At 61.8% G+C, this 19,798-nt stretch carries 29 protein-coding genes and 3 tRNA genes; 25 read left to right on the top strand and 7 right to left on the bottom strand.

What is annotated here, in order from left to right; all coding sequences use genetic code 11:
* Window positions 1–109 precede the first annotated feature (109 nt).
* Both E8E68_RS23085 and E8E68_RS23090 read left to right on the top strand, forming a co-directional pair.
* A tRNA-Pro gene (locus tag E8E68_RS23085) sits at window positions 110–186 on the top strand.
* 5 nt (window positions 187–191) lie between these two features.
* Window positions 192–267, top strand: a tRNA-Lys gene (locus E8E68_RS23090).
* Between the two features lie 114 nt (window positions 268–381).
* Here E8E68_RS23090 and E8E68_RS23095 read toward each other — a convergent pair.
* The 3 genes from E8E68_RS23095 to E8E68_RS23105 form a co-directional block, all read right to left on the bottom strand.
* Window positions 382–1,677, bottom strand: a complete 1,296-nt coding sequence (locus E8E68_RS23095; protein ID WP_110747811.1) for an NAD(P)/FAD-dependent oxidoreductase — start codon at window positions 1,675–1,677, stop codon at window positions 382–384.
* 84 nt (window positions 1,678–1,761) lie between these two features.
* Window positions 1,762–1,935: a DUF3094 family protein gene (locus E8E68_RS23100; protein ID WP_033744188.1), complete on the bottom strand. Its 174-nt coding sequence runs from the start codon at window positions 1,933–1,935 to the stop codon at window positions 1,762–1,764.
* A gap of 132 nt (window positions 1,936–2,067) precedes the next feature.
* Window positions 2,068–2,697 (bottom strand): DUF1780 domain-containing protein, encoded by a 630-nt coding sequence (locus tag E8E68_RS23105; protein ID WP_003247546.1) that lies wholly within the window; start codon window positions 2,695–2,697, stop codon window positions 2,068–2,070.
* 141 nt (window positions 2,698–2,838) lie between these two features.
* On the opposite strand from E8E68_RS23105, the gene E8E68_RS23110 reads away from it, so the two are divergent.
* Complete coding sequence (locus E8E68_RS23110) at window positions 2,839–3,546, top strand: energy-coupling factor ABC transporter permease (protein WP_110747814.1); 708 nt, start codon at window positions 2,839–2,841, stop codon at window positions 3,544–3,546.
* A gap of 136 nt (window positions 3,547–3,682) precedes the next feature.
* Here E8E68_RS23110 and yacG read toward each other — a convergent pair whose 3' ends face one another.
* Genes yacG through E8E68_RS23130 form a run of 4 tightly spaced genes read right to left on the bottom strand, consistent with a single transcriptional unit; the run spans window position 3,683 to window position 6,580 of the window.
* Window positions 3,683–3,883, bottom strand: coding sequence for a DNA gyrase inhibitor YacG (gene yacG, locus E8E68_RS23115; RefSeq protein WP_266028698.1), 201 nt, complete (start codon window positions 3,881–3,883; stop codon window positions 3,683–3,685).
* A complete protein-coding gene (coaE, locus tag E8E68_RS23120; protein WP_266028697.1) occupies window positions 3,880–4,503 on the bottom strand; it encodes a dephospho-CoA kinase in 624 nt (207 codons plus the stop codon). The genes yacG and coaE overlap by 4 nt, the downstream gene beginning before the upstream one ends.
* Complete coding sequence (locus E8E68_RS23125; protein ID WP_280345213.1) at window positions 4,503–5,369, bottom strand: A24 family peptidase; 867 nt, start codon at window positions 5,367–5,369, stop codon at window positions 4,503–4,505. The genes coaE and E8E68_RS23125 overlap by 1 nt, the downstream gene beginning before the upstream one ends.
* A 2-nt stretch (window positions 5,370–5,371) precedes the next feature.
* A complete protein-coding gene (locus E8E68_RS23130; RefSeq protein ID WP_280345216.1) occupies window positions 5,372–6,580 on the bottom strand; it encodes a type II secretion system F family protein in 1,209 nt (402 codons plus the stop codon).
* Between the two features lie 215 nt (window positions 6,581–6,795).
* On the opposite strand from E8E68_RS23130, the gene E8E68_RS23135 reads away from it, so the two are divergent.
* From E8E68_RS23135 to E8E68_RS23240, 22 genes are all read left to right on the top strand, one after another.
* On the top strand, window positions 6,796–7,206 hold the full coding sequence (locus E8E68_RS23135; RefSeq protein WP_280345220.1) for a pilin: 411 nt from the start codon (window positions 6,796–6,798) through the stop codon (window positions 7,204–7,206).
* A gap of 71 nt (window positions 7,207–7,277) precedes the next feature.
* Window positions 7,278–7,353, top strand: a tRNA-Thr gene (locus E8E68_RS23140).
* A 161-nt stretch (window positions 7,354–7,514) separates the two neighbouring features.
* Window positions 7,515–8,828 carry an integrase arm-type DNA-binding domain-containing protein gene (locus E8E68_RS23145; protein WP_280345223.1) on the top strand — a complete coding sequence of 438 codons (1,314 nt, stop codon included), beginning with the start codon at window positions 7,515–7,517 and terminating at the stop codon, window positions 8,826–8,828.
* Between the two features lie 27 nt (window positions 8,829–8,855).
* Window positions 8,856–9,902 (top strand): hypothetical protein, encoded by a 1,047-nt coding sequence (locus tag E8E68_RS23150; RefSeq protein WP_280345226.1) that lies wholly within the window; start codon window positions 8,856–8,858, stop codon window positions 9,900–9,902.
* Window positions 9,903–10,026: 124 nt separating this feature from the next.
* Window positions 10,027–10,296, top strand: coding sequence for an AlpA family phage regulatory protein (locus E8E68_RS23155; protein WP_280345229.1), 270 nt, complete (start codon window positions 10,027–10,029; stop codon window positions 10,294–10,296).
* The gene (locus E8E68_RS23160) at window positions 10,296–10,598 is read left to right on the top strand and encodes a helix-turn-helix domain-containing protein (protein ID WP_280345232.1); all 303 of its coding nucleotides are present in this window, start codon (window positions 10,296–10,298) and stop codon (window positions 10,596–10,598) included. Before E8E68_RS23155 ends, E8E68_RS23160 begins: the two co-directional genes overlap by 1 nt.
* Window positions 10,595–11,242, top strand: a complete 648-nt coding sequence (locus tag E8E68_RS23165) for a KilA-N domain-containing protein (RefSeq protein ID WP_280345235.1) — start codon at window positions 10,595–10,597, stop codon at window positions 11,240–11,242. The genes E8E68_RS23160 and E8E68_RS23165 overlap by 4 nt, the downstream gene beginning before the upstream one ends.
* 317 nt (window positions 11,243–11,559) lie before the next feature.
* Window positions 11,560–11,787, top strand: coding sequence for a hypothetical protein (locus E8E68_RS23170; RefSeq protein ID WP_280345238.1), 228 nt, complete (start codon window positions 11,560–11,562; stop codon window positions 11,785–11,787).
* On the top strand, window positions 11,787–11,936 hold the full coding sequence (locus E8E68_RS23175) for a hypothetical protein (RefSeq protein WP_280345241.1): 150 nt from the start codon (window positions 11,787–11,789) through the stop codon (window positions 11,934–11,936). Before E8E68_RS23170 ends, E8E68_RS23175 begins: the two co-directional genes overlap by 1 nt.
* Entirely contained in the window at window positions 11,933–12,226 is a 294-nt protein-coding gene (locus E8E68_RS23180; RefSeq protein WP_094994313.1) for a hypothetical protein, read from the top strand. The genes E8E68_RS23175 and E8E68_RS23180 overlap by 4 nt, the downstream gene beginning before the upstream one ends.
* Window positions 12,223–12,438 (top strand): hypothetical protein, encoded by a 216-nt coding sequence (locus E8E68_RS23185; RefSeq protein WP_208210604.1) that lies wholly within the window; start codon window positions 12,223–12,225, stop codon window positions 12,436–12,438. The genes E8E68_RS23180 and E8E68_RS23185 overlap by 4 nt, the downstream gene beginning before the upstream one ends.
* Window positions 12,435–12,779, top strand: a complete 345-nt coding sequence (locus E8E68_RS23190) for a hypothetical protein (protein ID WP_280345252.1) — start codon at window positions 12,435–12,437, stop codon at window positions 12,777–12,779. The genes E8E68_RS23185 and E8E68_RS23190 overlap by 4 nt, the downstream gene beginning before the upstream one ends.
* A 3-nt stretch (window positions 12,780–12,782) precedes the next feature.
* Window positions 12,783–13,061: a hypothetical protein gene (locus E8E68_RS23195; RefSeq protein WP_280345256.1), complete on the top strand. Its 279-nt coding sequence runs from the start codon at window positions 12,783–12,785 to the stop codon at window positions 13,059–13,061.
* Window positions 13,058–13,285, top strand: a complete 228-nt coding sequence (locus tag E8E68_RS23200; RefSeq protein WP_280345259.1) for a hypothetical protein — start codon at window positions 13,058–13,060, stop codon at window positions 13,283–13,285. Before E8E68_RS23195 ends, E8E68_RS23200 begins: the two co-directional genes overlap by 4 nt.
* On the top strand, window positions 13,282–14,172 hold the full coding sequence (locus E8E68_RS23205) for a toprim domain-containing protein (RefSeq protein WP_280345261.1): 891 nt from the start codon (window positions 13,282–13,284) through the stop codon (window positions 14,170–14,172). Before E8E68_RS23200 ends, E8E68_RS23205 begins: the two co-directional genes overlap by 4 nt.
* A complete protein-coding gene (locus E8E68_RS23210) occupies window positions 14,159–15,958 on the top strand; it encodes a DUF927 domain-containing protein (protein ID WP_280345264.1) in 1,800 nt (599 codons plus the stop codon). Before E8E68_RS23205 ends, E8E68_RS23210 begins: the two co-directional genes overlap by 14 nt.
* 336 nt (window positions 15,959–16,294) lie before the next feature.
* The gene (locus E8E68_RS23215) at window positions 16,295–16,594 is read left to right on the top strand and encodes a hypothetical protein (protein ID WP_280345267.1); all 300 of its coding nucleotides are present in this window, start codon (window positions 16,295–16,297) and stop codon (window positions 16,592–16,594) included.
* The gene (locus tag E8E68_RS23220; RefSeq protein WP_280345271.1) at window positions 16,591–17,190 is read left to right on the top strand and encodes a hypothetical protein; all 600 of its coding nucleotides are present in this window, start codon (window positions 16,591–16,593) and stop codon (window positions 17,188–17,190) included. The genes E8E68_RS23215 and E8E68_RS23220 overlap by 4 nt, the downstream gene beginning before the upstream one ends.
* A 3-nt stretch (window positions 17,191–17,193) precedes the next feature.
* Entirely contained in the window at window positions 17,194–18,138 is a 945-nt protein-coding gene (locus E8E68_RS23225; RefSeq protein ID WP_280345274.1) for a hypothetical protein, read from the top strand.
* Window positions 18,139–18,209: 71 nt separating this feature from the next.
* The gene (locus E8E68_RS23230; protein ID WP_280345277.1) at window positions 18,210–18,812 is read left to right on the top strand and encodes a tail assembly protein; all 603 of its coding nucleotides are present in this window, start codon (window positions 18,210–18,212) and stop codon (window positions 18,810–18,812) included.
* Window positions 18,809–19,270 (top strand): hypothetical protein, encoded by a 462-nt coding sequence (locus tag E8E68_RS23235; RefSeq protein ID WP_280345280.1) that lies wholly within the window; start codon window positions 18,809–18,811, stop codon window positions 19,268–19,270. The genes E8E68_RS23230 and E8E68_RS23235 overlap by 4 nt, the downstream gene beginning before the upstream one ends.
* A gap of 60 nt (window positions 19,271–19,330) precedes the next feature.
* On the top strand, window positions 19,331–19,684 hold the full coding sequence (locus E8E68_RS23240) for a hypothetical protein (RefSeq protein WP_280345283.1): 354 nt from the start codon (window positions 19,331–19,333) through the stop codon (window positions 19,682–19,684).
* The last annotated feature ends 114 nt before the right edge of the window (window positions 19,685–19,798 follow it).

The following is a 19,798-nucleotide window of genomic DNA, read 5'->3' on the forward strand; positions in this document are numbered from 1 at the left end:
TTGGTAGAGCAGTTGGCTTTTAACCAATTGGTCGTAGGTTCGAATCCTACACGACCCACCATGTAGAAAAGGGCATCTCCAATTGAGATGCCCTTTTTTTTGAAGCACTCGGGGTGTAGCGCAGTCCGGTAGCGCGCCTGCTTTGGGAGCAGGATGTCAGGAGTTCGAATCCCCTCACCCCGACCATTTTTGGGTCGTTAGCTCAGTTGGTAGAGCAGTTGGCTTTTAACCAATTGGTCGTAGGTTCGAATCCTACACGACCCACCATGAACAAAGGGCATCTCGCATGAGATGCCCTTTTTCTTTTGCCCCGGAAAAAATCCCGAAGGTTACCCCTGTGGTAACGGGTAAACCCGCTCCCACAGGGTTTGGCGTTGCCTGTCAGTGCAACTTGAGGCGCGGCTCGGTGCCCCGGCCAATCTTGCTGCCCAGCATCATCAAAGCCGTGCGGAAGAACCCGTACAGCGCCATCTGGTGCATGCGGTACAGCGACACATAGAACATCCGCGCCAGCCAGCCTTCAAGCTTTACGCTGCCCATCAGGTTACCCATCAGGTTGCCTACCGCCGAGAAGCGCGACAGCGACACCAGCGAGCCATAGTCCTTGTACGCGTAAGTCGGCAGGGCCTTGTTCTCCAGCCGGGCCTTCAGGCTTTGCGCCAGCATCGATGCCTGCTGGTGCGCCGCCTGTGCGCGTGGCGGCACGTTACGGTCGCTGTCAGGTTGCGGGCAGGCGGCGCAGTCGCCGAAGGCGAAAATATCGTCGTCGCGGGTGGTCTGCAGGGTGGGGCGTACCACCAACTGGTTGATGCGGTTGGTTTCCAGGCCGTCGATGTCTTTCAGGAACGCGGGTGCACGGATACCCGCCGCCCACACTTTCAGGCTGGCCTGGATCACTTCACCGTCCTTGGTTTTCAGGCCATCTTCAGTCACTTCACTGACGGCTGCGTTGGTCAGCACCTTCACGCCGAGTTTTTCCAGGGTTTTGTGCACCGGTACGCTGATGCGCTCTGGCAGTGCCGGCAGCACCCGCGGGCCCGCTTCGATCAGGGTGATGTGCATGTCCTTGGGCTGGATGCGGTCCAGGCCGTAGGCCGCCAGTTCGTGGGCCGCGTGGTGCAGTTCGGCCGCCAGCTCCACACCGGTGGCACCGGCACCCACGATGGCGACGCTGATCTGCTCGCTGGCCACATCGCCGGCGTGGGCACGCAGGTAATGGTTGAGCAACTGCTGGTGGAAGCGTTCGGCCTGCTTACGGGTATCCAGGAACAGGCAGTGCTGCGCTGCGCCCAGGGTGCCGAAGTCGTTGGTGTTGGAGCCCACGGCGATGACCAGGGTGTCGTAGCCCAAGGTACGCGCAGGCAGCAGCTCGCGGCCATCTTCGTCGAGGGTAGCGGCCAGCTGGATCTGCTTGCCTTCACGGTCCAGGCCGCTCATGCGCCCCAGCTGGAAGTTGAAGTGGTTCCACTTGGCCTGGGCCACGTAGTTCAGTTCGTCTTCCGAGGAGTTCAGCGAGCCGGCCGCCACTTCGTGGAGCAGTGGCTTCCAGATGTGGGTGAGGTTGGCGTCGACCAGGGTGATTTCGGCCTGCTTGCGCTTGCCCAGGCTTTTACCCAGGCGGGTCGCCAGTTCCAGGCCGCCGGCGCCGCCGCCGACAATCACGATGCGATGAGTCATGGAAATATCTCATAAGGTTTACGGAATTCGTGCCCCTGTGGGGCGGCCGCAAACTGCACGAGGGGAGGGCGAGCGCGAAGCAGCTCATAGCACCAGTCCACTCAGCAGGCGGCTGACAAGGCCCAACCCGATGGTCACGGCCACCACCAGCACAAGGAGCAGCCATGGCCGGAAGGGCCGGCGCTCGACTTGGTGCTGGGGGGCGCGCAGATACTCATCGACACGACGCTGATCTTCCGGGTTCAGGCGGCTAGTCATGGTGGGCCTCGTCAGGTAGACGTCTGTGACTGCGCAAACGCTACAGCGTTCGCGCAAGCGCTTGAAACAAATGATAATGCTTTCTATCCCTGGCGCCGAGTGTACGCCATCGCAAACAATCGCTGCACTGGATCAAAGACTGATGCCCACGTCGAAGACGATGCTGCGGCCCAGGTTGCCGCGCAGGAAGTCCGGCGCGTCGGGGTGGGCGAACAGCACCCGGGCAAATGTCGGCCCCACCAGCGACAGCGAGCGCCAGCCCTGGCGCAGGTATTCTGTGGGCGGCGGGAAGTGGGTGTTGAGGTCAAGCACTTCGCGCTTCAGGCTGGAGAAGGCAATGATGTCCAGCTCGTTCAGCTCCAGCCCGCGCTCCCGGTAGTTGTGCGCTTTCTTGCGCAAGGTCGGCGCCAGGCGCCCGAGCAGCTCGGTGGCACTGATGCGCCGCGGGCGCGCTTCGCGGCGCACCAGCTGGGCCAGGGAAAACGCACTGCGTCGACGTTGCAGCTCTTCGCGCCACTCATCATTCAGGCGGCGGCCCTCGTCGAGCACGAAAAACACTTCGAACGCGGCATCACGGAACAGCACGTCGGGCGGCTCTTGCCCGGCCGGGGTGAAGTCCTCGCTGCGGTAGGGGATGTTCAGCCCCTGCAACAGCCGCTGGCACACCCACCGCTCCCGCTCCCACTTGCGGGCGTTGGAGAGAAAGGCATTGGCTTGTTCGGCCTGGATGGTAAGCAGGCGCAGGTAATCTGAGTCATCCATGCAGACAAGCTTAGCCGCTAATCGATGACGGTAAGATGCTGTTCAAGCGTAGAAATCAGCAATGCTCCCAGCATCGAACGAGGGCGCCAGCCCGCCGCAGCCGAAGGAAATGGAGAAAGGGTGTAAACTCGACTTATCCACATGGCGGCAGGGGGTATTGCCCAGGTGATCAGCGCGCAGGTGTTGTCCGGCACCACCCTTACCCTTGGTTGGCTGGGTTACGTGCCGTTGCTGATCTGGGCGGTCAGCCGGGTTCGCTGGGTTGAGCTGTTCACCGACCGGCGCCGTCAGCATCTGCTGTTCGGCACGGTCTTCTGCCTGTTTGCGCTATGGCTGGTGAGGCGCGATTTCGATACCGGGGTGTCGTACCACTTTATCGGCATGACCGCGGTTACCCTGTTGCTGGACTGGCCGCTGGCGGTGCTGGGCGGGTTCATGGCCCAGTTGGGCTTGCTGGCGTTGGGGCGTCAGGATTTGGCGGCGCTGGGGGTGAATGGCCTGTTGCTGGTGGGCTTGCCGGTGCTGATTACCGAGGTGTGCGCGATATTGGTCGAACGTGCGCAGCCACGGAACCTGTTCGTTTATATCTTCTGCTCGGGGTTTTTCCCTGCCGCGCTGACGGTGCTTGTCTGCGTGCCGGCAGCGCTGGGGGTGTTATGGCTGGACGGGCGCTTTGCCCTGCCGGAGTGGCTCAGCGACTTTGTCGGTTACCTGTGGCTGATGATGTTCCCGGAGGCGTTTATCAACGGCATGGTCATCAGTGCGCTGGTGGTGTTTTGCCCGGAATGGCTGGAAACCTTCAACCGCACGCGGTATTTGCAGGCGCCGTGGAAGGAAGATGAGCGGTGAATGTATTGTGGCTATGCCGGCCTCTTCGGGGGTAAAGCACAGCACTTAGAGGTTGCACTCTCACTGAGGGAGCGGGGTTGCCCGCTCCCACAGCTACCGCGCGGGTTGTGGGCCCGCGTTGTATGTGTGCATCAGGTCAATGCCGCGGCTCGAGGTCCCCCGAATAAAGCTCATCCTCGGAATCTTCCGCCCCAGGAATCTTGTGCTCCTCAGCCGCCCAGGCACCCAGATCGATCAGCTTGCAGCGATCGGAACAAAATGGGCGGAACGCGCTTCTATCGGTCCATTCCACAGGTGCGCCACAGGTCGGGCAATCGACGGTCAATGGCTGGCTCATGGCTGGCCTCCTTTCAAAGTCAGGTAAAAGTGGTGCAGGCGGTCAATCTGCTCGTGCAGCGCGGCCAGGCCGCCATCATTGACCACCACATCATCGGCGTGGCGCAAGCGATCTTCACGGGCCAGCTGGGCCTGCAGAATGGCCTGCACCTGCTCGGCACTGGTGTTGTCCCGCGCCAGGGTGCGCGCCACTTGCAGCTCCTGGGGGGCATCGATCACCAGCACGCGCTGGGTCTTGTGGTATTGCCCAGACTCGATCAGCAGCGGCGACACATAGACCGCATAGGGCGATTCGGCCTTGGCCAGGTAGCTGAAAATCTCTTGCCCGATCAGCGGGTGCAGCAGTTGCTCCAGCCATTTGCGCTGCGTTGGGTCGGCGAAGATCAGCTGGCGCAAGGCCGCACGATCAAGCTGGCCGTCTGCCTGCAACACGCCGGCGCCAAAGCGCTCGACAATGCTGGCCAGGGCCGGCCGGCCGGGTTCGACAACCCAGCGCGCTGCCTGGTCGGCATCGACCAGGTGCACGCCAAGCTCGACGAAGCGCTCGGCAGCGGCGCTCTTGCCGCTACCAATGCCGCCGGTCAGGCCGAGAATCCAGGGGGTAAAGGCCGCAGTGGTCATCAGTATCCAAGCAGTTGCATGTAAGAGGCGTATATTTCATCACCCCAGAGCACGGCAATCCAGCCCGCAATCGCCAGATAAGGGCCAAACGGCATGGCTGTGCCCAAGGCATGCCGGCGTAACCGCAGCAGGCACAGGCCCACCAATGCACCCACTACCGACGACAGCAGCAGCGTCAACGGCAGCACCTGCCAGCCGCCCCAGGCGCCGATCAGCGCCATCAGCTTGAAGTCGCCGTAACCCATGCCGTCCTTGCCGGTGACCAGCTTGAACACCCAGTACACCGACCACAGGCTGAGGTACCCGGCCACCGCGCCCCACAGCGCGTGACTTAGGGGCACATATACGCCAAAGGCATTGACGACCAGCCCCAGCCACAGCATCGGCAGTACCAGCACATCCGGCAACAGTTGGTGGTCGGCATCGATAAGGCTCAAGGCCAGCAGGCACCAGGTCAGTGGCAATGCCAGCAAGGCTTCTGTCGTAACGCCAAAACGCCAGGCCACCACCAGCGACAGCAGCGCGCTGGCCACTTCCACCACGGGGTACCGCGGGCTGATGCGGGTTTTGCAGGCTGAACAGCGCCCACGCAAGGCCAGGTAGCTGATGACCGGAATATTCTCCCACGCGCGAATCTGATGCGCGCAATGCGGGCAACGCGAAGCGGGCAGGCACAGGTCGAAGCGCTCGTGCTGCGTGGTCGGCAGCCCCAGTACCTCCTGGGCCTCACGCTGCCATTGCCGCTCCAGCATGATCGGCAGGCGATACACCAGCACATTGAGAAAGCTGCCCACCAGCAGGCCCAGCACTGTGGCCAAGGTGAGGAAGTACGCCGGCTGTTCAGCCAGTAAAGTCCATAAAGTCATGTTCAGATCAAACTACCCAACTGGAAGATCGGCAGGTACATCGCCACCACCAGGCCACCGACCAGCAGCCCCAGGATCAGCACGATGGCCGGCTCCAGCAGGCTGGTCAACTGGTCCAGCGCCTGGCTGACCTGTTCCTCGTAATGGCTGGCGGCTTTTTCCAGCATCTGGTCCAGCGTGCCGCTGGATTCACCGATAGCCGTCAGCTGCACCAGCAAAGGCGGAAACAGCGGTTCAGCCCCCATCGCCTGGTTCAGCCCCTGCCCATTGGCCATGCCCTGGCGCAGGCGCAACACCGCTTGCTCGTGCAAATCGCCGCCCGTTACCCGCGCCACCGTACCCAACGCATCCAGCAACGGCACGCCGGCCCCATAAGACGTTGCCAGGCTACGCGCAAACCGCGCCAACGCCGCCTGCCCCAGCAACGTACCGAACACCGGCAGGCCCAGCACCCGCTGAGCTATCCACAGGCGCGCTGGCGCGTGTTGCCGGTAAAGCTGGCGAACGGCAACACCCAGCAACACCGCCATCCCCAGCAACAGCGGCGCCAACCGGCTAAGCCCTGTGGACAAGTCGATCACCCACTGGGTAAATGCCGGCAGCTGCGCGCCCATGCCCGAGAACATGCCCTCGAATTTCGGAATCACCTCCAGCAACAAGATCGCCGACACCCCCAGCCCGCTCAGTAATAGCAGCAACGGATAAATCATCGCCTTGCGCACCTTCTTGTGCAGCACCCGCCGCTGCTCCAGCATGCCCGCCAGCTGCTCCAGCTGGCGGTCCAGCGTGCCGGACTGCTCACCCACCCGCACCAGGTTGCAGTACAACGCATCGAACCAGGCCGGGTGCCGTTGCAACGCGTCCGCCAGCCCCAAGCCCGACGCCACATCCTGTTTCAATCGAACCAGCAGCGCTGCCAGCGCCGCATCACCACCACTGCGCCCCATCACCTCGAACGCCTGCAGCAGCGGCACCCCGGCCTTGAGCAAGGTTGCCAGCTGCCGGCTGAAACCTGCCGGGTCGGCCTTCTCCCGCCGCTTGGGCAAACTGAACGTCAGCCCACTGGCCGGCCGCAAACTGGCGACGGTAATGCCCTGGCGAATCAGCCCGGCCCGTACATACGCCGGGCTGCGCCCAGGCGTTTGGCCACTGACCGGCACGCCGTTGGCGTCGGTGCCGTGCCAGTTGTACAGCGATGTGGATGTGGTCATGCGAAGGTCCTTGTTCTGCCCGTGCGACAAGCCTGGAAACAGCTTGCCGCGTCCATGCCAGGGCGCGCGTCCGTGATGCTCACTAGAGTAGATCAGCGAAGATGACGCCCAAGCGGGCAGGGGTGACAAAAGGTGTCTGTTCAGGCCTACTGCGCCGCTGCCGGTTGGGGCGAGATTGACCTCAACGAGTACGCGTATCAAAAAGGAAACTGTTCATGAAAGGGCAACGCGGTATCACCCTGATCGAACTGATGATCGTCGTGGCGATCATTGGCATTCTGGCAACCATCGCCTTACCGATGTACACCAACCACCAGGCCCGCTCCAAGGCCGCGGCCGGGTTGCTGGAGATCAGCGCGCTGAAAACGGCGATGGATCTGCGGCTGAATGATGGAAAGGATGTGGCCGGTGTCGCCGAGTTGGGTGGCCAGCCGGCGACGGCGCATTGTGCGATCACGGCCAGCGGCAAGGCCGCAGATGGCAGCGGCAGCGTTGTCTGCACCCTGGTGGATGCCCCGGCCAACGTGCTGGGCAAGGCCCTGACCCTGACGCGTTCGGCCAACGGCTGGGCGTGCACGACCGACATCGCGGAAGACCTCGCGCCCAAAGGGTGCAAGGGGGCTTGAGGGCAGGGCAATAAACCAGCGGAAACAGGGGTTTGCGTTGCGGGTGTGAGCAGTGGTACGTTGCGCTACACGCCGGTGTAGCTCAGTCGGTAGAGCAGCGCACTCGTAACGCGAAGGTCGCAGGTTCGATTCCTGTCTCCGGCACCATCCAGCTGTTCCGATATGTCTCTCCTTGTACACGGAACCTCCTGAAAAGCCCGCCAAGTGCGGGCTTTCTTGTTTATGCCTGTCTCGTTCTATCTCTAGGCATATACTGATTTTAGGTATACGTTAGGGTATACGCCGGTTCGACGAGAAAACGTATACCTATGGCACGCACCGTTACGCCCCTCTCAGACCCCAAATGCGAGGCCGCCAAGCCGCGGGACAAGGACTACACCCTGTTCGACGGCCAGGGCCTGTTTCTGCTGGTCAAGAAGAACGGTAGCAAAATCTGGCGCATGAAGTTCAAGCGCCCGGATGGCAGGGAGGGGCTGGCCACCTTCGGCAACTACCCCGCATTGACGCTCAAAGCCGCCCGTGAGCGCCGGGCCGAAGCGCTGGAGTTGTTGGCGCATGGCAAAGACCCGATCGAGAGCGCCAGGCAGGGGAAGGTCGACGCGGCGAATGCGAGGGCCAACACCTTCGGCGTGCTGGCCAAGGACTGGCATGAGGCCTGTTCCAAGAAATGGTCACCAGGTCATGCCGCGACGGTGTGGCGGCGGATCGAAACTTACCTGCTCCCGGCCTTGGGCCAGCGTCCGGTGGCCGGCCTGAAGACCCGCGACCTGCTGGCGCCGCTCAAGGCGGTGGAGAAGCGCGAAGTTCTGGATACCGCTGGCCGGCTACGGCAGTACATGACCGGCATCATGCGCATGGCTGTCCAGCACGGACACATCGACACCAATCCAGCGGTGGACCTCCAAGGCGCAACCGCCACACGCAAAACTGTTCACCGGCCTGCGCTGGCGCTGGATCGGCTGCCCGAGCTGCTGCAAAGAATCGACAGCGACACCGGTCGCCCGCTGACCCGGTTGGCCACCCAGCTCACCTTGCTGGTCTTCATCCGTTCCAGTGAGCTGCGGTTTGCTCGCTGGCCAGAGATCGACGCCGGTCGCTCCATGTGGGAAATCCCCGGCGAGCGCCAGCAGATCGAGGGCGTGAAGAACTCGCACCGCGGCTCCAAGATGAGCACGCCCCACCTGGTGCCGCTGAGTCGCCAAGCCCTGGCCACGCTTGAGCAGGTGCGCCAGCTCACCGGGCGTTTCGACCTGGTGTTTGCGGGTGACAGCAACCACTGGAAGCCCATGAGCGAGAACACGGTGAACAAGGCGCTTCGACGTATGGGCTACGACACCAAGACCGAGGTATGTGGGCATGGGTTCAGAGCCATGGCCTGTTCCGCACTCGTCGAGTCGGGACTGTGGAGCAAAGACGCGGTAGAGCGTCAGATGAGCCACCAAGAGCGCAACAGCGTGCGAGCTGCCTACATCCACAAGGCCGAATACATCGAGGAGCGCCGGCTGATGGTTCAATGGTGGGCGGATTATCTAGAGGCCAATCGCGTGACCCATATAACACCGTATGAATATGCCCATCGAAGCGAGTGCGCAGAGAATGTCACCGCTATCAAAAGAGCGTAGCGCAGTGCCAGATTGGAAAGGGGCCAAGTGTCGTATCTGGAGATCCTGCATGCGCATGCACAAACTTTACGGGAGCTTTGCGTGAGATTTTTGAAAGATCCTCAACCTGTCGTGTACGAGGACCGGCTCCATTGCATGGTTAGGTTCGATCCAATTCCTGATGGTGTCGCCTACAACGATAGTGATCCGTTTTCACCGTACTATTTTTGCCCGGAAGGTATGGGGTTCAACATCGTCTATAGAGACATCGTAGAACTTCTGGTGGGGTTCACCACGTCTGAGGTAGGTGAGATCAGGAAGCTGATTATCTCGTCCACCGACGATGCAAAAGTCCAGTATCGAAGCTATATCGAAGAGGCCCTCCCTGGTCTTCATGCTGACGAGTATGACGGCGCTGCCAAGATGATGCGGGAAAACCGACGGTACGAACTGTTGAAGATGTTCGCCCCTTCGGAAATGAGGCTTGCCAATGGAAAAGAGGTTCTTGAGGCGCATCTCTGGGCTGTTTATGCGTTAGAGGAGTTTCAGCTAGCTCTGGATTTCGCTTCGATTCCCCCATTCGCCGATGACAGGGAATCACTGTCCAAAAGCGGATACATCGAAGACATGTTGGATCTGGAGTTCCCTGGGCGAATGCCAAAGCCCACTAAGTACGCCCGTGCTGTTCGCGCTATTGGACGGCAGAAATCGACCATGATGGATGCGGCCACGAGGCTCGTTTTTGCGACGAAGCATCTCCAGTATGCCTTGGTTTTGCTGCATTCAAATCAAATTCAACAGGATCGGGAGGCGCTTCGAGCTGCTCGAGATAGTCGAATGAAAGGGCTGAACGAGATAAATCGATTGAAGGAAGAAGCCGTGGAGCAGGCTCTGAAGCTGGCAACTGCCAACTGGAAAAAGGATTTTGATAAGGCTATCCGCATCGGCGATATGGCGGATTTGGTTTATCGGAAGCTTGCTGACCAGGGGCTTGGGATGGCTCTACCTGGTACCAGTGATCGCTTGAAAGAGTGGATCAAGCCGGTAGCCCCGGACTATGCGCGAAAGGGCGGGCGTCGAAAAAAAACATCGTAGTCGTGACGGTTATGTAGATTTCCGTTACGGATATCCTCATTTACGTCACGTCCTGCCAATTTTTCCGTTTTTCACTCTTGGTCAATCTGTCTCCCGCCATCTACACCAATAACGGGAGACACTTATGGCCAACCCGCATTTAGCCGCAGAGGGTACGAAGAGCACCTCTTCGAGCTTCGATCCTGCAGTCACCTTGATCCGCATGCCAGACCTTGAGGCTATTACCGGTCTCGCTCGGCCCACCGTTTACAAGCGCCTTAAAGACGATCCAACTTTCCCTCGACCGGTACCACTGAGCAACAGCAAGTCCCGCGGATCGCCCGTGGGGTTTGTTCTGTCCGAAGTCCAGGCCTGGGTTCGTCAGCGCATCGCTTTACGCGAGGTCGCTGCCTAATGAGCAAAAGAAAGGCCGACCAACAGGCCAGCCCCAAAGATATGCAAGTCAATGATACCAGCGGCAGTGCACAACGCACCCGTCTTCTTGCGCACTTGCGCCAGCATGGCTCGATTAATACCTTCCAGGCCATCACGCTGCTGAACATCCTGCGCCCCGGTGCGCGCATCTCTGAGCTGCGGGACCTGGGCCACCACATCGTCACCCACCTGGGCACGCTCAAGGATGACCAAGGCCGTGAGCACCAGAAGGTGGCCACCTATTACATGAGCGCCAGCCCAGCGCAGAAGGTGGTGGCATGACGGCCAAGATCATTCCCTTCGACTACGACGGTCAGGCCGTGCGGTTCAACACCGACGGTTGGATTAACGCCACCGAGGCGGCAGCACGCTTCGGCAAGCTTCCCCACGAATGGATGCGGTTACCCGAGACAGTGGCCTATCTGGAGGCTTTGGCTAAATACGGGAAAATCCCGCAATTAGTCAGCACCCGGCGTGGTCGCAATGGCGGTACCTGGCTCCACCCCAAGCTGGCGGTGGTGTTTGCCCGGTGGCTCTCCGTGGACTTTGCCGTCTGGTGTGACGAGCAGATCGATGCCCTGCTGCGCGGTGAGCAAGGCAACTGGCAGCAGGCCCGCCTGCAATCTGCTGTCGGCTATCGCGGACTGTGCGATGCCTTGGCAGTCGCCTTTGAGGAGCGCGGTACGTCGCCCCAGCGCCATCACTTCATCAACGAAGCACGGCTGATCAACCAGGTAATCACCGGACAATTCGCCGGCCGGAATCGTGATCAGCTCAGTGCCGAGGAGCTGCTGTTGGTATCGCTCATCGAGATCCGTGACGTACTGCTGATCGGCCAGGGGAAGGACTTCGACGCACGCAAAAAGGCCCTGCTGCGCTACTTCCAGAGCCTGCGAGCCAAGCACCTCCGGAGGGATGTCGCATGATGCTAGCGCTCAAGAACCGCGATGAGCGGTCGATATTTTTGGTTGCAGGCAATCGTGATGCTCGGTATGGTTCGCCGGTCGCTGCAAATTCAGCGGCCGGGTTTGGCGACCCGACTAAATCAAGGCGCATAAGCGCCCCTATCACGATTGCTGGCGCTTTTTTTGTGCCCGCAGTCCCGTGTTATGGCGGCTGTGCGCGGGAGACCTTCGGGTCTGCCGGGTTCCTTGATTCCCGGTTCGCCAACCTGCGTACAGCTGCCACCCTAAATCGTTTGGCGACGATCAGTGGCAGCTCCTCAAATCAAGGAGCTCGACCCATGCACGCCCTCAATCCGTCCGAAATTTCCCGCGAGCATCAGCGTGCCTACTGCTCAAAGCTGCTGAAGACGCTTCTGCGCTACTCCACCCCATCTGAGCTTTTCAGCATCACTGCCACCCTCGAAGGTGAGGTGGCGAAGACTTTGGCGACTCGCTTCGTCCCCGGTCTCAATGATGCGAGCTATGAGGTCTACCGCAGCTTCTGGCTGAAGGGTGGTGCCCAGTGATGAAGAACTTCAGCCTTCGCGCATACGCCCACCGCCGCCTGGCTCTGGCCGCACTTCGCGCTGACTCCAGCCTTGCCACGCGCCTCAAGCGCTACAACGCCGCCATGGCAAAAGCACGCGCCCTAGAAGCGAAAGGCGGTGCCCAATGAACCACTTCCCAACCGTCGCGCCCCTTGAAGGCGAGGTGCTGTCTGAGGCGGTGCTCGACGCCCGCGCCATGTGCTCGATGAACTTTGCTAGGGATGAATTCAACAAGCTTTACGAGCTGCTCTACCCCATGTGTTCGAGCCATACGGAAGGGCCGATGTGCGACATTGCACGGCACCTGGAGCAGGTCCGAATTTTCAGCCGTAATTTCTGCTGGGCTCATCGCCACCTGGGAGCCTCGTATGGCGTTGTGGGCGAGCGCGCAGGCATGGATGACGAGGTGATCGTATGACCTCCATCATCCACATGGCTGACGACACCCAGGACGATCTGCGTGACGTACAAAGCGTGCTGGTGCTGCTGAGCATGGCCCTGGCGGTGATCGCCGCACCGACCACGCCCCTCATCGTCGCCCGCGTCACCGCCGTAATGGCGCAGCACACAGCCATGGCCTGGGCTGAAATGCTGGACGGCGTGATTGCTGAGCAAGGGGGTGAGCTATGAGAGCCGTAAACAAAGCGCCCATTACTTGCCGGGACGATCTCACTTTCACTAGCCGCGACAATTGTGGGCGGATGGTCAACTGGCCACGCAATAACCCCGGCGTGGCGGCTGACTGGGGAAAGGGCATCGCCTTTTTCGATAGTGAGATTGCCGAACTGTCGGCCAATGATGAAACCGCGGCGTATGAGGCCATCAGGTTCGCCATCACCGACATGGGCGGTCGTACCACCAATCTAGAGCTGGGCTTTGCAGACGCCGTGGCCAAGGCCGCCGCCCTGGGCCTGCGAGCAATGCGCAGCGGCACCGAGCGCTTCGCGCCTATCGACTTCGACGGGGAGTAACCCATGCAAAATCAAAACAGTGCGCAAGCGCTGATGGGATCGGCTTGCCCAAAGAAAGCCACCGAGCTGTTTTACGTGAGCCATCCGAAGGCCGATCGGGCCTTGTTGGGGCCGTTCCTGAGCCAGGCCGATGCCGAATGTGGGCGCGTAGTTTTGCGTAGTGCTGAAGCCGTGGTGACGGCCTGTCTCGTCGACTCACTGGACGAGCTGACCTACTGGCACGCGGTGAACAATGGCCAGGTCTGCCGGTCTTTTGCTGGCGCCAAGGGGGGTGAGCCATGAGTAAGGTCACGCCCATTCGCCGCAATGGTGCCGGTGGCCCACCGACTGCTGGTGCCTACATCGACAGCGTCAGCTATGCCCTGCTGGTAGAAACCCTGGTGGGCTTCCTCGACCTGCGCATTGCCGAGGGTGACGCTGGTCGTCACTGCCCTGAGCTGGAGCGCCTGACCATCCAACTGGAACGGCTGGCCAAGCGCTTCACGCCACCGCAGGGGGCCGCATGACCGACGCGAAGATCCTGTTTCGTGACGTGCTCCAGTCGGCCTATGGGCCGCTCGATTGGCTGCCCCTGGACGATGGCGATATCCACCGCTTCCACGTTCCCGGCGACAAGCCAGGCACGCTCAATGGCTGGTACTGCCTGTTTGCCGATGGCATCGCCTCGGGTGCGTTCGGTAGCTGGAAGACGGGTGGCACCAGCACCTGGTGTAGCCGTGAGCCGGTGGACGCCCGCGAAGCCGATCAGGTGCGCCAGCGCATCGAGCAAGCCCGGCGCCAGCGGGAGGCCGAACGGCAGCGGCGCCAGCTCAGAGCGGCCAGCCTGGCACAGCACTGGTGGCGTGATGCCCGCCGTGCCGACCCGGCCCACCCTTACCTGGTCGCCAAGGGCATTCGTGCCCACGGCCTGCGCCAGCGTGGTGACGATCTGCTGGTGCCGCTGTATGCCGGTGGCGTGCTGGCGAACCTGCAACGTATCGCTCCGGACGGTGACAAGCGTTTCCTGTATGGCGGGCGGATCAAGGGCGTCTATTCGCCCCTGGGGCGCATCACGCCGGGCAAACCGCTGTGCATCTGCGAGGGCTGGGCCACGGGAGCCACGCTTCACGAGAGCGGCTACACGGTCGCTTGTGCGATGAACGCCGGGAACCTGAAACCGGTGGCGGTGGCGCTACGGGCCGACCACCCCGGCACCGAAATCATCATCGCCGGCGACGACGACCGCGAAACCGAGGCCGAGGGCAAGGGTAACCCGGGGCGCACCGCCGCCCATGACGCCGCAGCCGCATGTGGTGGTCTGGTGACTTTCCCCGAGTGGCCGGCCGATGCGCCGCTGACCCTTTCCGACTTCAACGACCTCGCCGCCTGGAGGTGCCGCCATGCGTCCGCCTGATAACAACGTCATCAACCTGCGCCCCGAAGCGCCCAAGGTCGAGCCTGATCGCCCGTGCTGGGGCGTGTACGAACACTGGGTAACCAATGAGAAGGGCCGCAGGCTCAAGCCCGGTGTGTACTGGCACGGCTTTAAACGCAGCGCCGGCGACGACGACAACGACGACGACAAGGCCGACCGCCCCATCACTGACGAGTGGATCGCCACGCCCGTGACCGTCGCCGCTCGCACCACCAACAGCGATGACGGCAGCGAAGGCCGGTTGCTGCGCCTGCTCACCGACAGCGGCCCCAAGGAATGGATCATTCCCATGGAGGTGTTCGGTGGGAGCGGCGAGGACGCCAGGCGGACGCTGTTCGGCATGGGCGTCATCATCGCCTTGAAGAAGCGCGGCCAGTTCATGGAGTACCTGCTGGACCAGCGCCCTGCAGAGGTGTTCTCGACCACCTGCCGGCCCGGCTGGCATGAGTCAGGTGCTTTTGTGCTGCCTGGGCGCACCATTGGCAGCGACAAAGTGCGCTACCAGGCCAGCGCCAAGGGGCAGAACCTGTTCAGCGTGCGGGGTAGCTTCGACGGCTGGAAGACCGAAGTGGCGGCCAAGTGCGAGGGCAACCCGGTACTGACCCTGGCCATTGGCTGCGCCCTCGCTGGCCCGCTACTGAGCTTGGTGGGCGTGCTGGGTGGTGGTGTTCACCTGGTGGGCGACAGTTCCAGCGGCAAGTCGCTGGCGCAACTGATCGGCTCGTCCGTATGGGGCGACCCAGGCATCTTCGCGGCGTCCTGGGACATGACCAAGGGCGGACTGGAGATCGAGGCGTCCAGCCGCAACGACACCATGTTGCCCCTGGACGAGATCAAGCGGGCCGACCCCAAGCGCGTACAGGAAATGGCCTACTCGCTCGCCAACGGCCAGGGCAAGGGCACCATGACTCGCGACCGGGAGGCCCGCGGCAAACTGAGCTGGCGCCTGCTGGCGCTTTCCAGCGGTGAGCGCTCCCTGTCCGAGCACGCAGCCATCAGTGGGAATGCCGCCCACGCTGGCGCTGAGCTACGCATGGTCGACGTAAATGCCGGTACCCGCACGCACCGCGCCTTCGATGAATTGCATGGCCTGGAGGGCGCCGACTTCCACCGCCAGCTCACGGTGGCCGTAGGAGCGAACCACGGGCACATCGGGCCGGCCTTCGTGGAGAAGCTGCTGGCCAGCGATGACCGCCCCGGGCTGCTCGAGGACTTCGCCGGTATCCGCGCCCAATTCGTCGAGGACAACGCCCAGGCCGGGCGGGTGGCCGATCGCTTCGCGGTGATCGCGCTGGCGGGCGAAATGGCCATTGCCTACGGCCTGCTGCCCTGGACGCCGGGCACCGCTCTGGCCGACTGCCAGTTGCTGTACGGCGAGTGGTTGAGCCGGGTGGGCGGTGGCAACGCCGAGGACCGCCAGATACTGGCCGGCATCCTCGACTTCATCGACAAGCACGGCAGCAGCCGGTTTTCGGACGTAGAAGACCAGACGCCGGACACCAAGGTGTTCAACCGCGCCGGGTACTGGGAGGTGGTGGGCGCCAAGCGTCTGTACCTGTTCAACAAGTCCGCACTGACTGAGGCCGCCCATGGGCACGGGCTGGCGCGTGTCGTGAAGGCGCTGGAGGGCGCTGGCGCTCTCGCCAAGCACGATACCGACCGGGACAGCCGTAGGACCAAGAAGTACCGCCTGCCTGCTGGTGGGTCTGCTCGCCTCTATGTGATCGATCCCGATGCCATGGATAGCGATGGCGGTGGCCTATGACCGTCATAACCATCCAACGCCAATGCCCGAATCCACAGGAACCTAAAAACGTGGGGAACAGGGGGAACGGGGGAACAGCCAGCAACTACGCGGCCTGTAGCCGTTCCCCCTTATTGAAGTGTTGGGGAACAGGGGGAACACAAACATGTTTTTGAATATAAGCGCCTGTGCATTCCCTGCTGCCTGGTTATCACTGTTCCCCAGGTTTTCGGGTGGGGAACACGTACCCCCGCTGGAGGCCCCGGAATCACTGGGTGTTCCCCGCGTTCCCCCGTTCCCCCGATTTTTTTTCACAGACACATTTGGGCGTTATGGGAATCCGGGCGAGGTGACGCCATGAGCCTCCTTGCCGACCTGCTCAATCACATGCCGCCGAACGTTGCTGGCGCTGGCAAACCGCCCATGGCGAAACGCGCGGGTCGTCCGCGCCTGGTGCTGGTCGAGCCTGCGTCATTGCCGTCCAGCCCCTACGCCAACGCCGCCAACGCCACGCCTGAATGGCGCCAAGCACGCGACCGGTACATCAGCCATGTGATGACCTGCCGGAGCTGCTATGCGCCTGCCGGCCGCCATTGCCTGATCGGTACCGAGCTGCGCACCACCTACGACAACACGCCCATGGAGGCCCACCCATGACGCTCACACCGACCATGCGCCTGTGCGATATCGCCTCGAAGCCGGGTATCAGCGCCAGCACGCAACTCATCACCACCCGGCGCATCTGCCGCAACATCAGCCGCAACCTCGATGCGATCCACGCCGAGCGACGTGCCATGCGCCGCCAGGCGGGCAAGCTGAAAGCGTTCCTGCCGTTCACCCGACAGGCCATTGCCGATCTGGAGGAGCAGGCGCAGACGCACCGATCGGTTGAGCGCGCCAAGGCGCTGGTGGCGCTGGCGGGATTTGGCCAGTCACTGCTGTTCGACCATGACGGGCTGGCCCAGGCCCTGGGATTCGAGCGCCTGTGCGACCTGCTGAGCGTGAACACGGTGGAGCGCGAACGGGCCAGGCAGGAGGGCGTCACCAACCTGGAAGGCCTGGTGTTCACCCATGTGCTGGAGGACAGCGCAGAACGCCGGGCGCAGAAGTGGAATGACGCGCCGCTGTTCAATGCCTGTCACGCGGCTATGGCGGACTTCATCAGGGACTGCCCCGATGGCGTGCTGCCTGACCCATTCGCGCCTGGGGCGCCGTTCGGGCCGAAGCTGCCACCGAAACTGAGGGTGGTGTGAGCCATGACCGCGCCAGCAATGAAACAGGCGGATTCAGCCGCGAAGACGAAACAGCGGGTTTCAAACGAGCAGCGTCGGCAGGTGCTGGACCTGCGTCGCCGTCACTCGCTGCGTGAGGTGGCCGAGATCACCGGCCTGCCGCTGGGAACGGTGAAGACCTTGGTTGCACGCTCCGGGGCTTTCCGCGACAACGAGCAACATCACGCCCTGTTCACCCTGCCACCGATCAGCGCCAGCACCGAGACCCTGCCGAGCGTGCCCGAGCTGCCGCCGCAGGAGATCGTCACCGGCGACAAGGAAGTGGATGCGGTGCTCTGGCTGCGCTCGATCATCAGCACCGGTCAGGTCGCCCTGATTGAGGGGGCCATGGAAGGCGCCAAGAAGATCAGGACGCCGCTCGATGTGCTGGAGAAGCGGTACCGGGATTACCTGGTGGCCACCAACCCCGGCCACCCATTCGCCGCCATGTCGTCATTCGGTTTCGCTGATCTGGATGCGCTGGCTACTCGAGCCATCGAGCGGCACCGGCTGAGGCTGGAAGGCGCCGCTCGCTTTGGTGATGCCCTGCTGGCCGACACCGAGGCGGAATCGTTCTGTATCGCAGCGCTGAGCGGGCTGGAGGCTTCCGGCCATCTCGGTGACTTCGACAAGGGCCAGGTAGCCGCCCGGTTCAACGCCCACCCTGAGCTGCTACCCCACACCTTGGCGGATTGCCTATACGAGCTGGGCTACTGGGACCAGCTCTACCGGCTGCGCAACGCCGTGGACCGGGACGCCAGCGACGGGCCACCGGAGGCGACGGCGCGGGACTGGTTTGTGTTCGGCCTGCTGGCGCAGATCCGGCCCCGAGACAAGGCAGAGGGTCTGGCTGTGTTCCGCTACTTGGTCGCCAGCCAGCGCGACGGCATGGCCGAGTCTGAGGCAATTCTTTGCAACCTGATCGGATGACCGGGCCGATCAAACACACCCACGGGCACCTGCCCACAACAAGCGCCAGCGGCGCATTCAGGAGTTCACTTATGGCAGCTACAGCAGCTCACTACACCCCCAGGACAACTGTCCGTCTTGGAGGATTTCTTCGACGAAAATACTTCAAGGAACAGAGTTTCCTGTTGGACCGGGGCGACCCTAGGGAGGCAGTCAAGGCGATCGACGTGAACTATCCAGGCTTTGCCCAGGATGTTGCCGATGCTGAAAGCCGAGGGTTACGTTTCGCGGTTTTCAAAAATGGCAGAAACATCGGGGAGGAGGAACTTGGCATGGGGGGCGCTCGAGAGCTGCGGTTCGTCCCAGTGGTCCATGGCAGCAAGCGCGCAGGTCTTCTTCAGACAGTGATAGGCGTAGCGTTGATCGTCGTGGCTTCGTTCATGACCGCGGGGGCAGCCGCAACGGCAGTTATGGGGGCCGGCATTGCAAATACCGCTGGAGGCGTAATTCAGATGCTTAGCCCGCAGGCTGGTGGCCTCTCTCAGAGCGGAGCGCCGGAGAACCTTCCTAGTTACGCGTTCGGCGGCGCCAAGAACACTGTGGCGAGCGGCAACCCCGTGCCAATCTGCATCGGCCATCGACGTTGGGGCGGAGCGATCATTTCTGCCTCAATTGTTGCGGAGGATAAGGTGTGAACGTGCGAGAAAGGATCAGTCTCACAATCAAGGCCATCGCTCAGAAAGACTATGCCCAGGTCCGCCAATTGGTAGACAGCTGTCCCACTGAGCATGTGGAGGTTGCAAGCCTGGAGTTTCTCAATACGACAAGGATGCTGTGTCGTGTAGCCCAGCTGTTCGAATGCGAAATGCGCGGGCTAGCCCTGAACTTCGCAAGTACTGCTATGGGGAATGACGCTGGAGAGATCACGGATTGCCTTGACCAAGTGGCCGCGGCGAATCAAGCCTTTGCTGAGTTCTGCGATGATTTCAATGTGTGTGCAGACGACCTGCTCGGAACCATGGGTGGCTGTCATCCTGCGGTGACCTATCTGATCGGTATGTCTTCGACGCCAAAAGGGGAGTTGGTCGATCACTGGCGGCAAGCGTTCGCCATAGCGGCCAGTGGTGAGGTGTTAGGCGAACGACGCCACTGATTGGGCTTTGCACAGGCGCATGGTAGGTTTCCAGTTTTCTTCGTAATGGATGACTGCCCCATGCGCTGTGCCAGCCTCGCTTTAATCGTAGCCGTTACCCTTTCGATTGCCGGGTGTTATTCGCCCGGCGAGCTGGTCCAGAAGGGGCCCACCTATGCTGCTCAGACCCACAAGTCTCCCAAGCAATATGCCTTGTGTGTTTTCCCTCAATGGCAGGAATCGAGGCCGGATGCGACCTTGAGCGAGACTGAAAACGGCTACAGGTTGTTGAGCGGAAACGACATGAACACAAATGAGGTTCTGCAGGTCAGCAAAGCCGCCAACGGGAGCGATGTGAAGTTCTATCAGCGCTCGTATCTCGACTTTGGGGCTGGCAAGGCGGCGGCGCTGGAGTCGACAAAAAACTGCCTATGACTCTTTCCGCGCCACGAAATGCGACCTCATGAAATCGTGGCGCGAGACAGACCAAACCGTCTCAGCGAGACTAGATCGACGATCTGCATGATCACCACGTAAGTAATCACCGTC

The organism is Pseudomonas sp. BN607, from assembly GCF_029871175.1.
Classification (GTDB): domain Bacteria; phylum Pseudomonadota; class Gammaproteobacteria; order Pseudomonadales; family Pseudomonadaceae; genus Aquipseudomonas.

Bases quoted from the DNA above. Each gene is read 5' to 3' on its own strand.
- E8E68_RS23095 (WP_110747811.1), bottom strand. From the start codon at position 1,677: ATGACTCATCGCATCGTGATTGTCGGCGGCGGCGCCGGCGGCCTGGAA.
- E8E68_RS23100 (WP_033744188.1), bottom strand. From the start codon at position 1,935: ATGACTAGCCGCCTGAACCCGGAAGATCAGCGTCGTGTCGATGAGTAT.
- E8E68_RS23105 (WP_003247546.1), bottom strand. From the start codon at position 2,697: ATGGATGACTCAGATTACCTGCGCCTGCTTACCATCCAGGCCGAACAA.
- E8E68_RS23110 (WP_110747814.1), top strand. From the start codon at position 2,839: ATGGCGGCAGGGGGTATTGCCCAGGTGATCAGCGCGCAGGTGTTGTCC.
- yacG (WP_266028698.1), bottom strand. From the start codon at position 3,883: ATGAGCCAGCCATTGACCGTCGATTGCCCGACCTGTGGCGCACCTGTG.
- coaE (WP_266028697.1), bottom strand. From the start codon at position 4,503: ATGACCACTGCGGCCTTTACCCCCTGGATTCTCGGCCTGACCGGCGGC.
- E8E68_RS23125 (WP_280345213.1), bottom strand. From the start codon at position 5,369: ATGACTTTATGGACTTTACTGGCTGAACAGCCGGCGTACTTCCTCACC.
- E8E68_RS23130 (WP_280345216.1), bottom strand. From the start codon at position 6,580: ATGACCACATCCACATCGCTGTACAACTGGCACGGCACCGACGCCAAC.
- E8E68_RS23135 (WP_280345220.1), top strand. From the start codon at position 6,796: ATGAAAGGGCAACGCGGTATCACCCTGATCGAACTGATGATCGTCGTG.
- E8E68_RS23145 (WP_280345223.1), top strand. From the start codon at position 7,515: ATGGCACGCACCGTTACGCCCCTCTCAGACCCCAAATGCGAGGCCGCC.
- E8E68_RS23155 (WP_280345229.1), top strand. From the start codon at position 10,027: ATGGCCAACCCGCATTTAGCCGCAGAGGGTACGAAGAGCACCTCTTCG.
- E8E68_RS23160 (WP_280345232.1), top strand. From the start codon at position 10,296: ATGAGCAAAAGAAAGGCCGACCAACAGGCCAGCCCCAAAGATATGCAA.
- E8E68_RS23165 (WP_280345235.1), top strand. From the start codon at position 10,595: ATGACGGCCAAGATCATTCCCTTCGACTACGACGGTCAGGCCGTGCGG.
- E8E68_RS23170 (WP_280345238.1), top strand. From the start codon at position 11,560: ATGCACGCCCTCAATCCGTCCGAAATTTCCCGCGAGCATCAGCGTGCC.
- E8E68_RS23175 (WP_280345241.1), top strand. From the start codon at position 11,787: ATGAAGAACTTCAGCCTTCGCGCATACGCCCACCGCCGCCTGGCTCTG.
- E8E68_RS23180 (WP_094994313.1), top strand. From the start codon at position 11,933: ATGAACCACTTCCCAACCGTCGCGCCCCTTGAAGGCGAGGTGCTGTCT.
- E8E68_RS23185 (WP_208210604.1), top strand. From the start codon at position 12,223: ATGACCTCCATCATCCACATGGCTGACGACACCCAGGACGATCTGCGT.
- E8E68_RS23190 (WP_280345252.1), top strand. From the start codon at position 12,435: ATGAGAGCCGTAAACAAAGCGCCCATTACTTGCCGGGACGATCTCACT.
- E8E68_RS23195 (WP_280345256.1), top strand. From the start codon at position 12,783: ATGCAAAATCAAAACAGTGCGCAAGCGCTGATGGGATCGGCTTGCCCA.
- E8E68_RS23200 (WP_280345259.1), top strand. From the start codon at position 13,058: ATGAGTAAGGTCACGCCCATTCGCCGCAATGGTGCCGGTGGCCCACCG.
- E8E68_RS23205 (WP_280345261.1), top strand. From the start codon at position 13,282: ATGACCGACGCGAAGATCCTGTTTCGTGACGTGCTCCAGTCGGCCTAT.
- E8E68_RS23210 (WP_280345264.1), top strand. From the start codon at position 14,159: ATGCGTCCGCCTGATAACAACGTCATCAACCTGCGCCCCGAAGCGCCC.
- E8E68_RS23215 (WP_280345267.1), top strand. From the start codon at position 16,295: ATGAGCCTCCTTGCCGACCTGCTCAATCACATGCCGCCGAACGTTGCT.
- E8E68_RS23220 (WP_280345271.1), top strand. From the start codon at position 16,591: ATGACGCTCACACCGACCATGCGCCTGTGCGATATCGCCTCGAAGCCG.
- E8E68_RS23225 (WP_280345274.1), top strand. From the start codon at position 17,194: ATGACCGCGCCAGCAATGAAACAGGCGGATTCAGCCGCGAAGACGAAA.
- E8E68_RS23230 (WP_280345277.1), top strand. From the start codon at position 18,210: ATGGCAGCTACAGCAGCTCACTACACCCCCAGGACAACTGTCCGTCTT.
- E8E68_RS23240 (WP_280345283.1), top strand. From the start codon at position 19,331: ATGCGCTGTGCCAGCCTCGCTTTAATCGTAGCCGTTACCCTTTCGATT.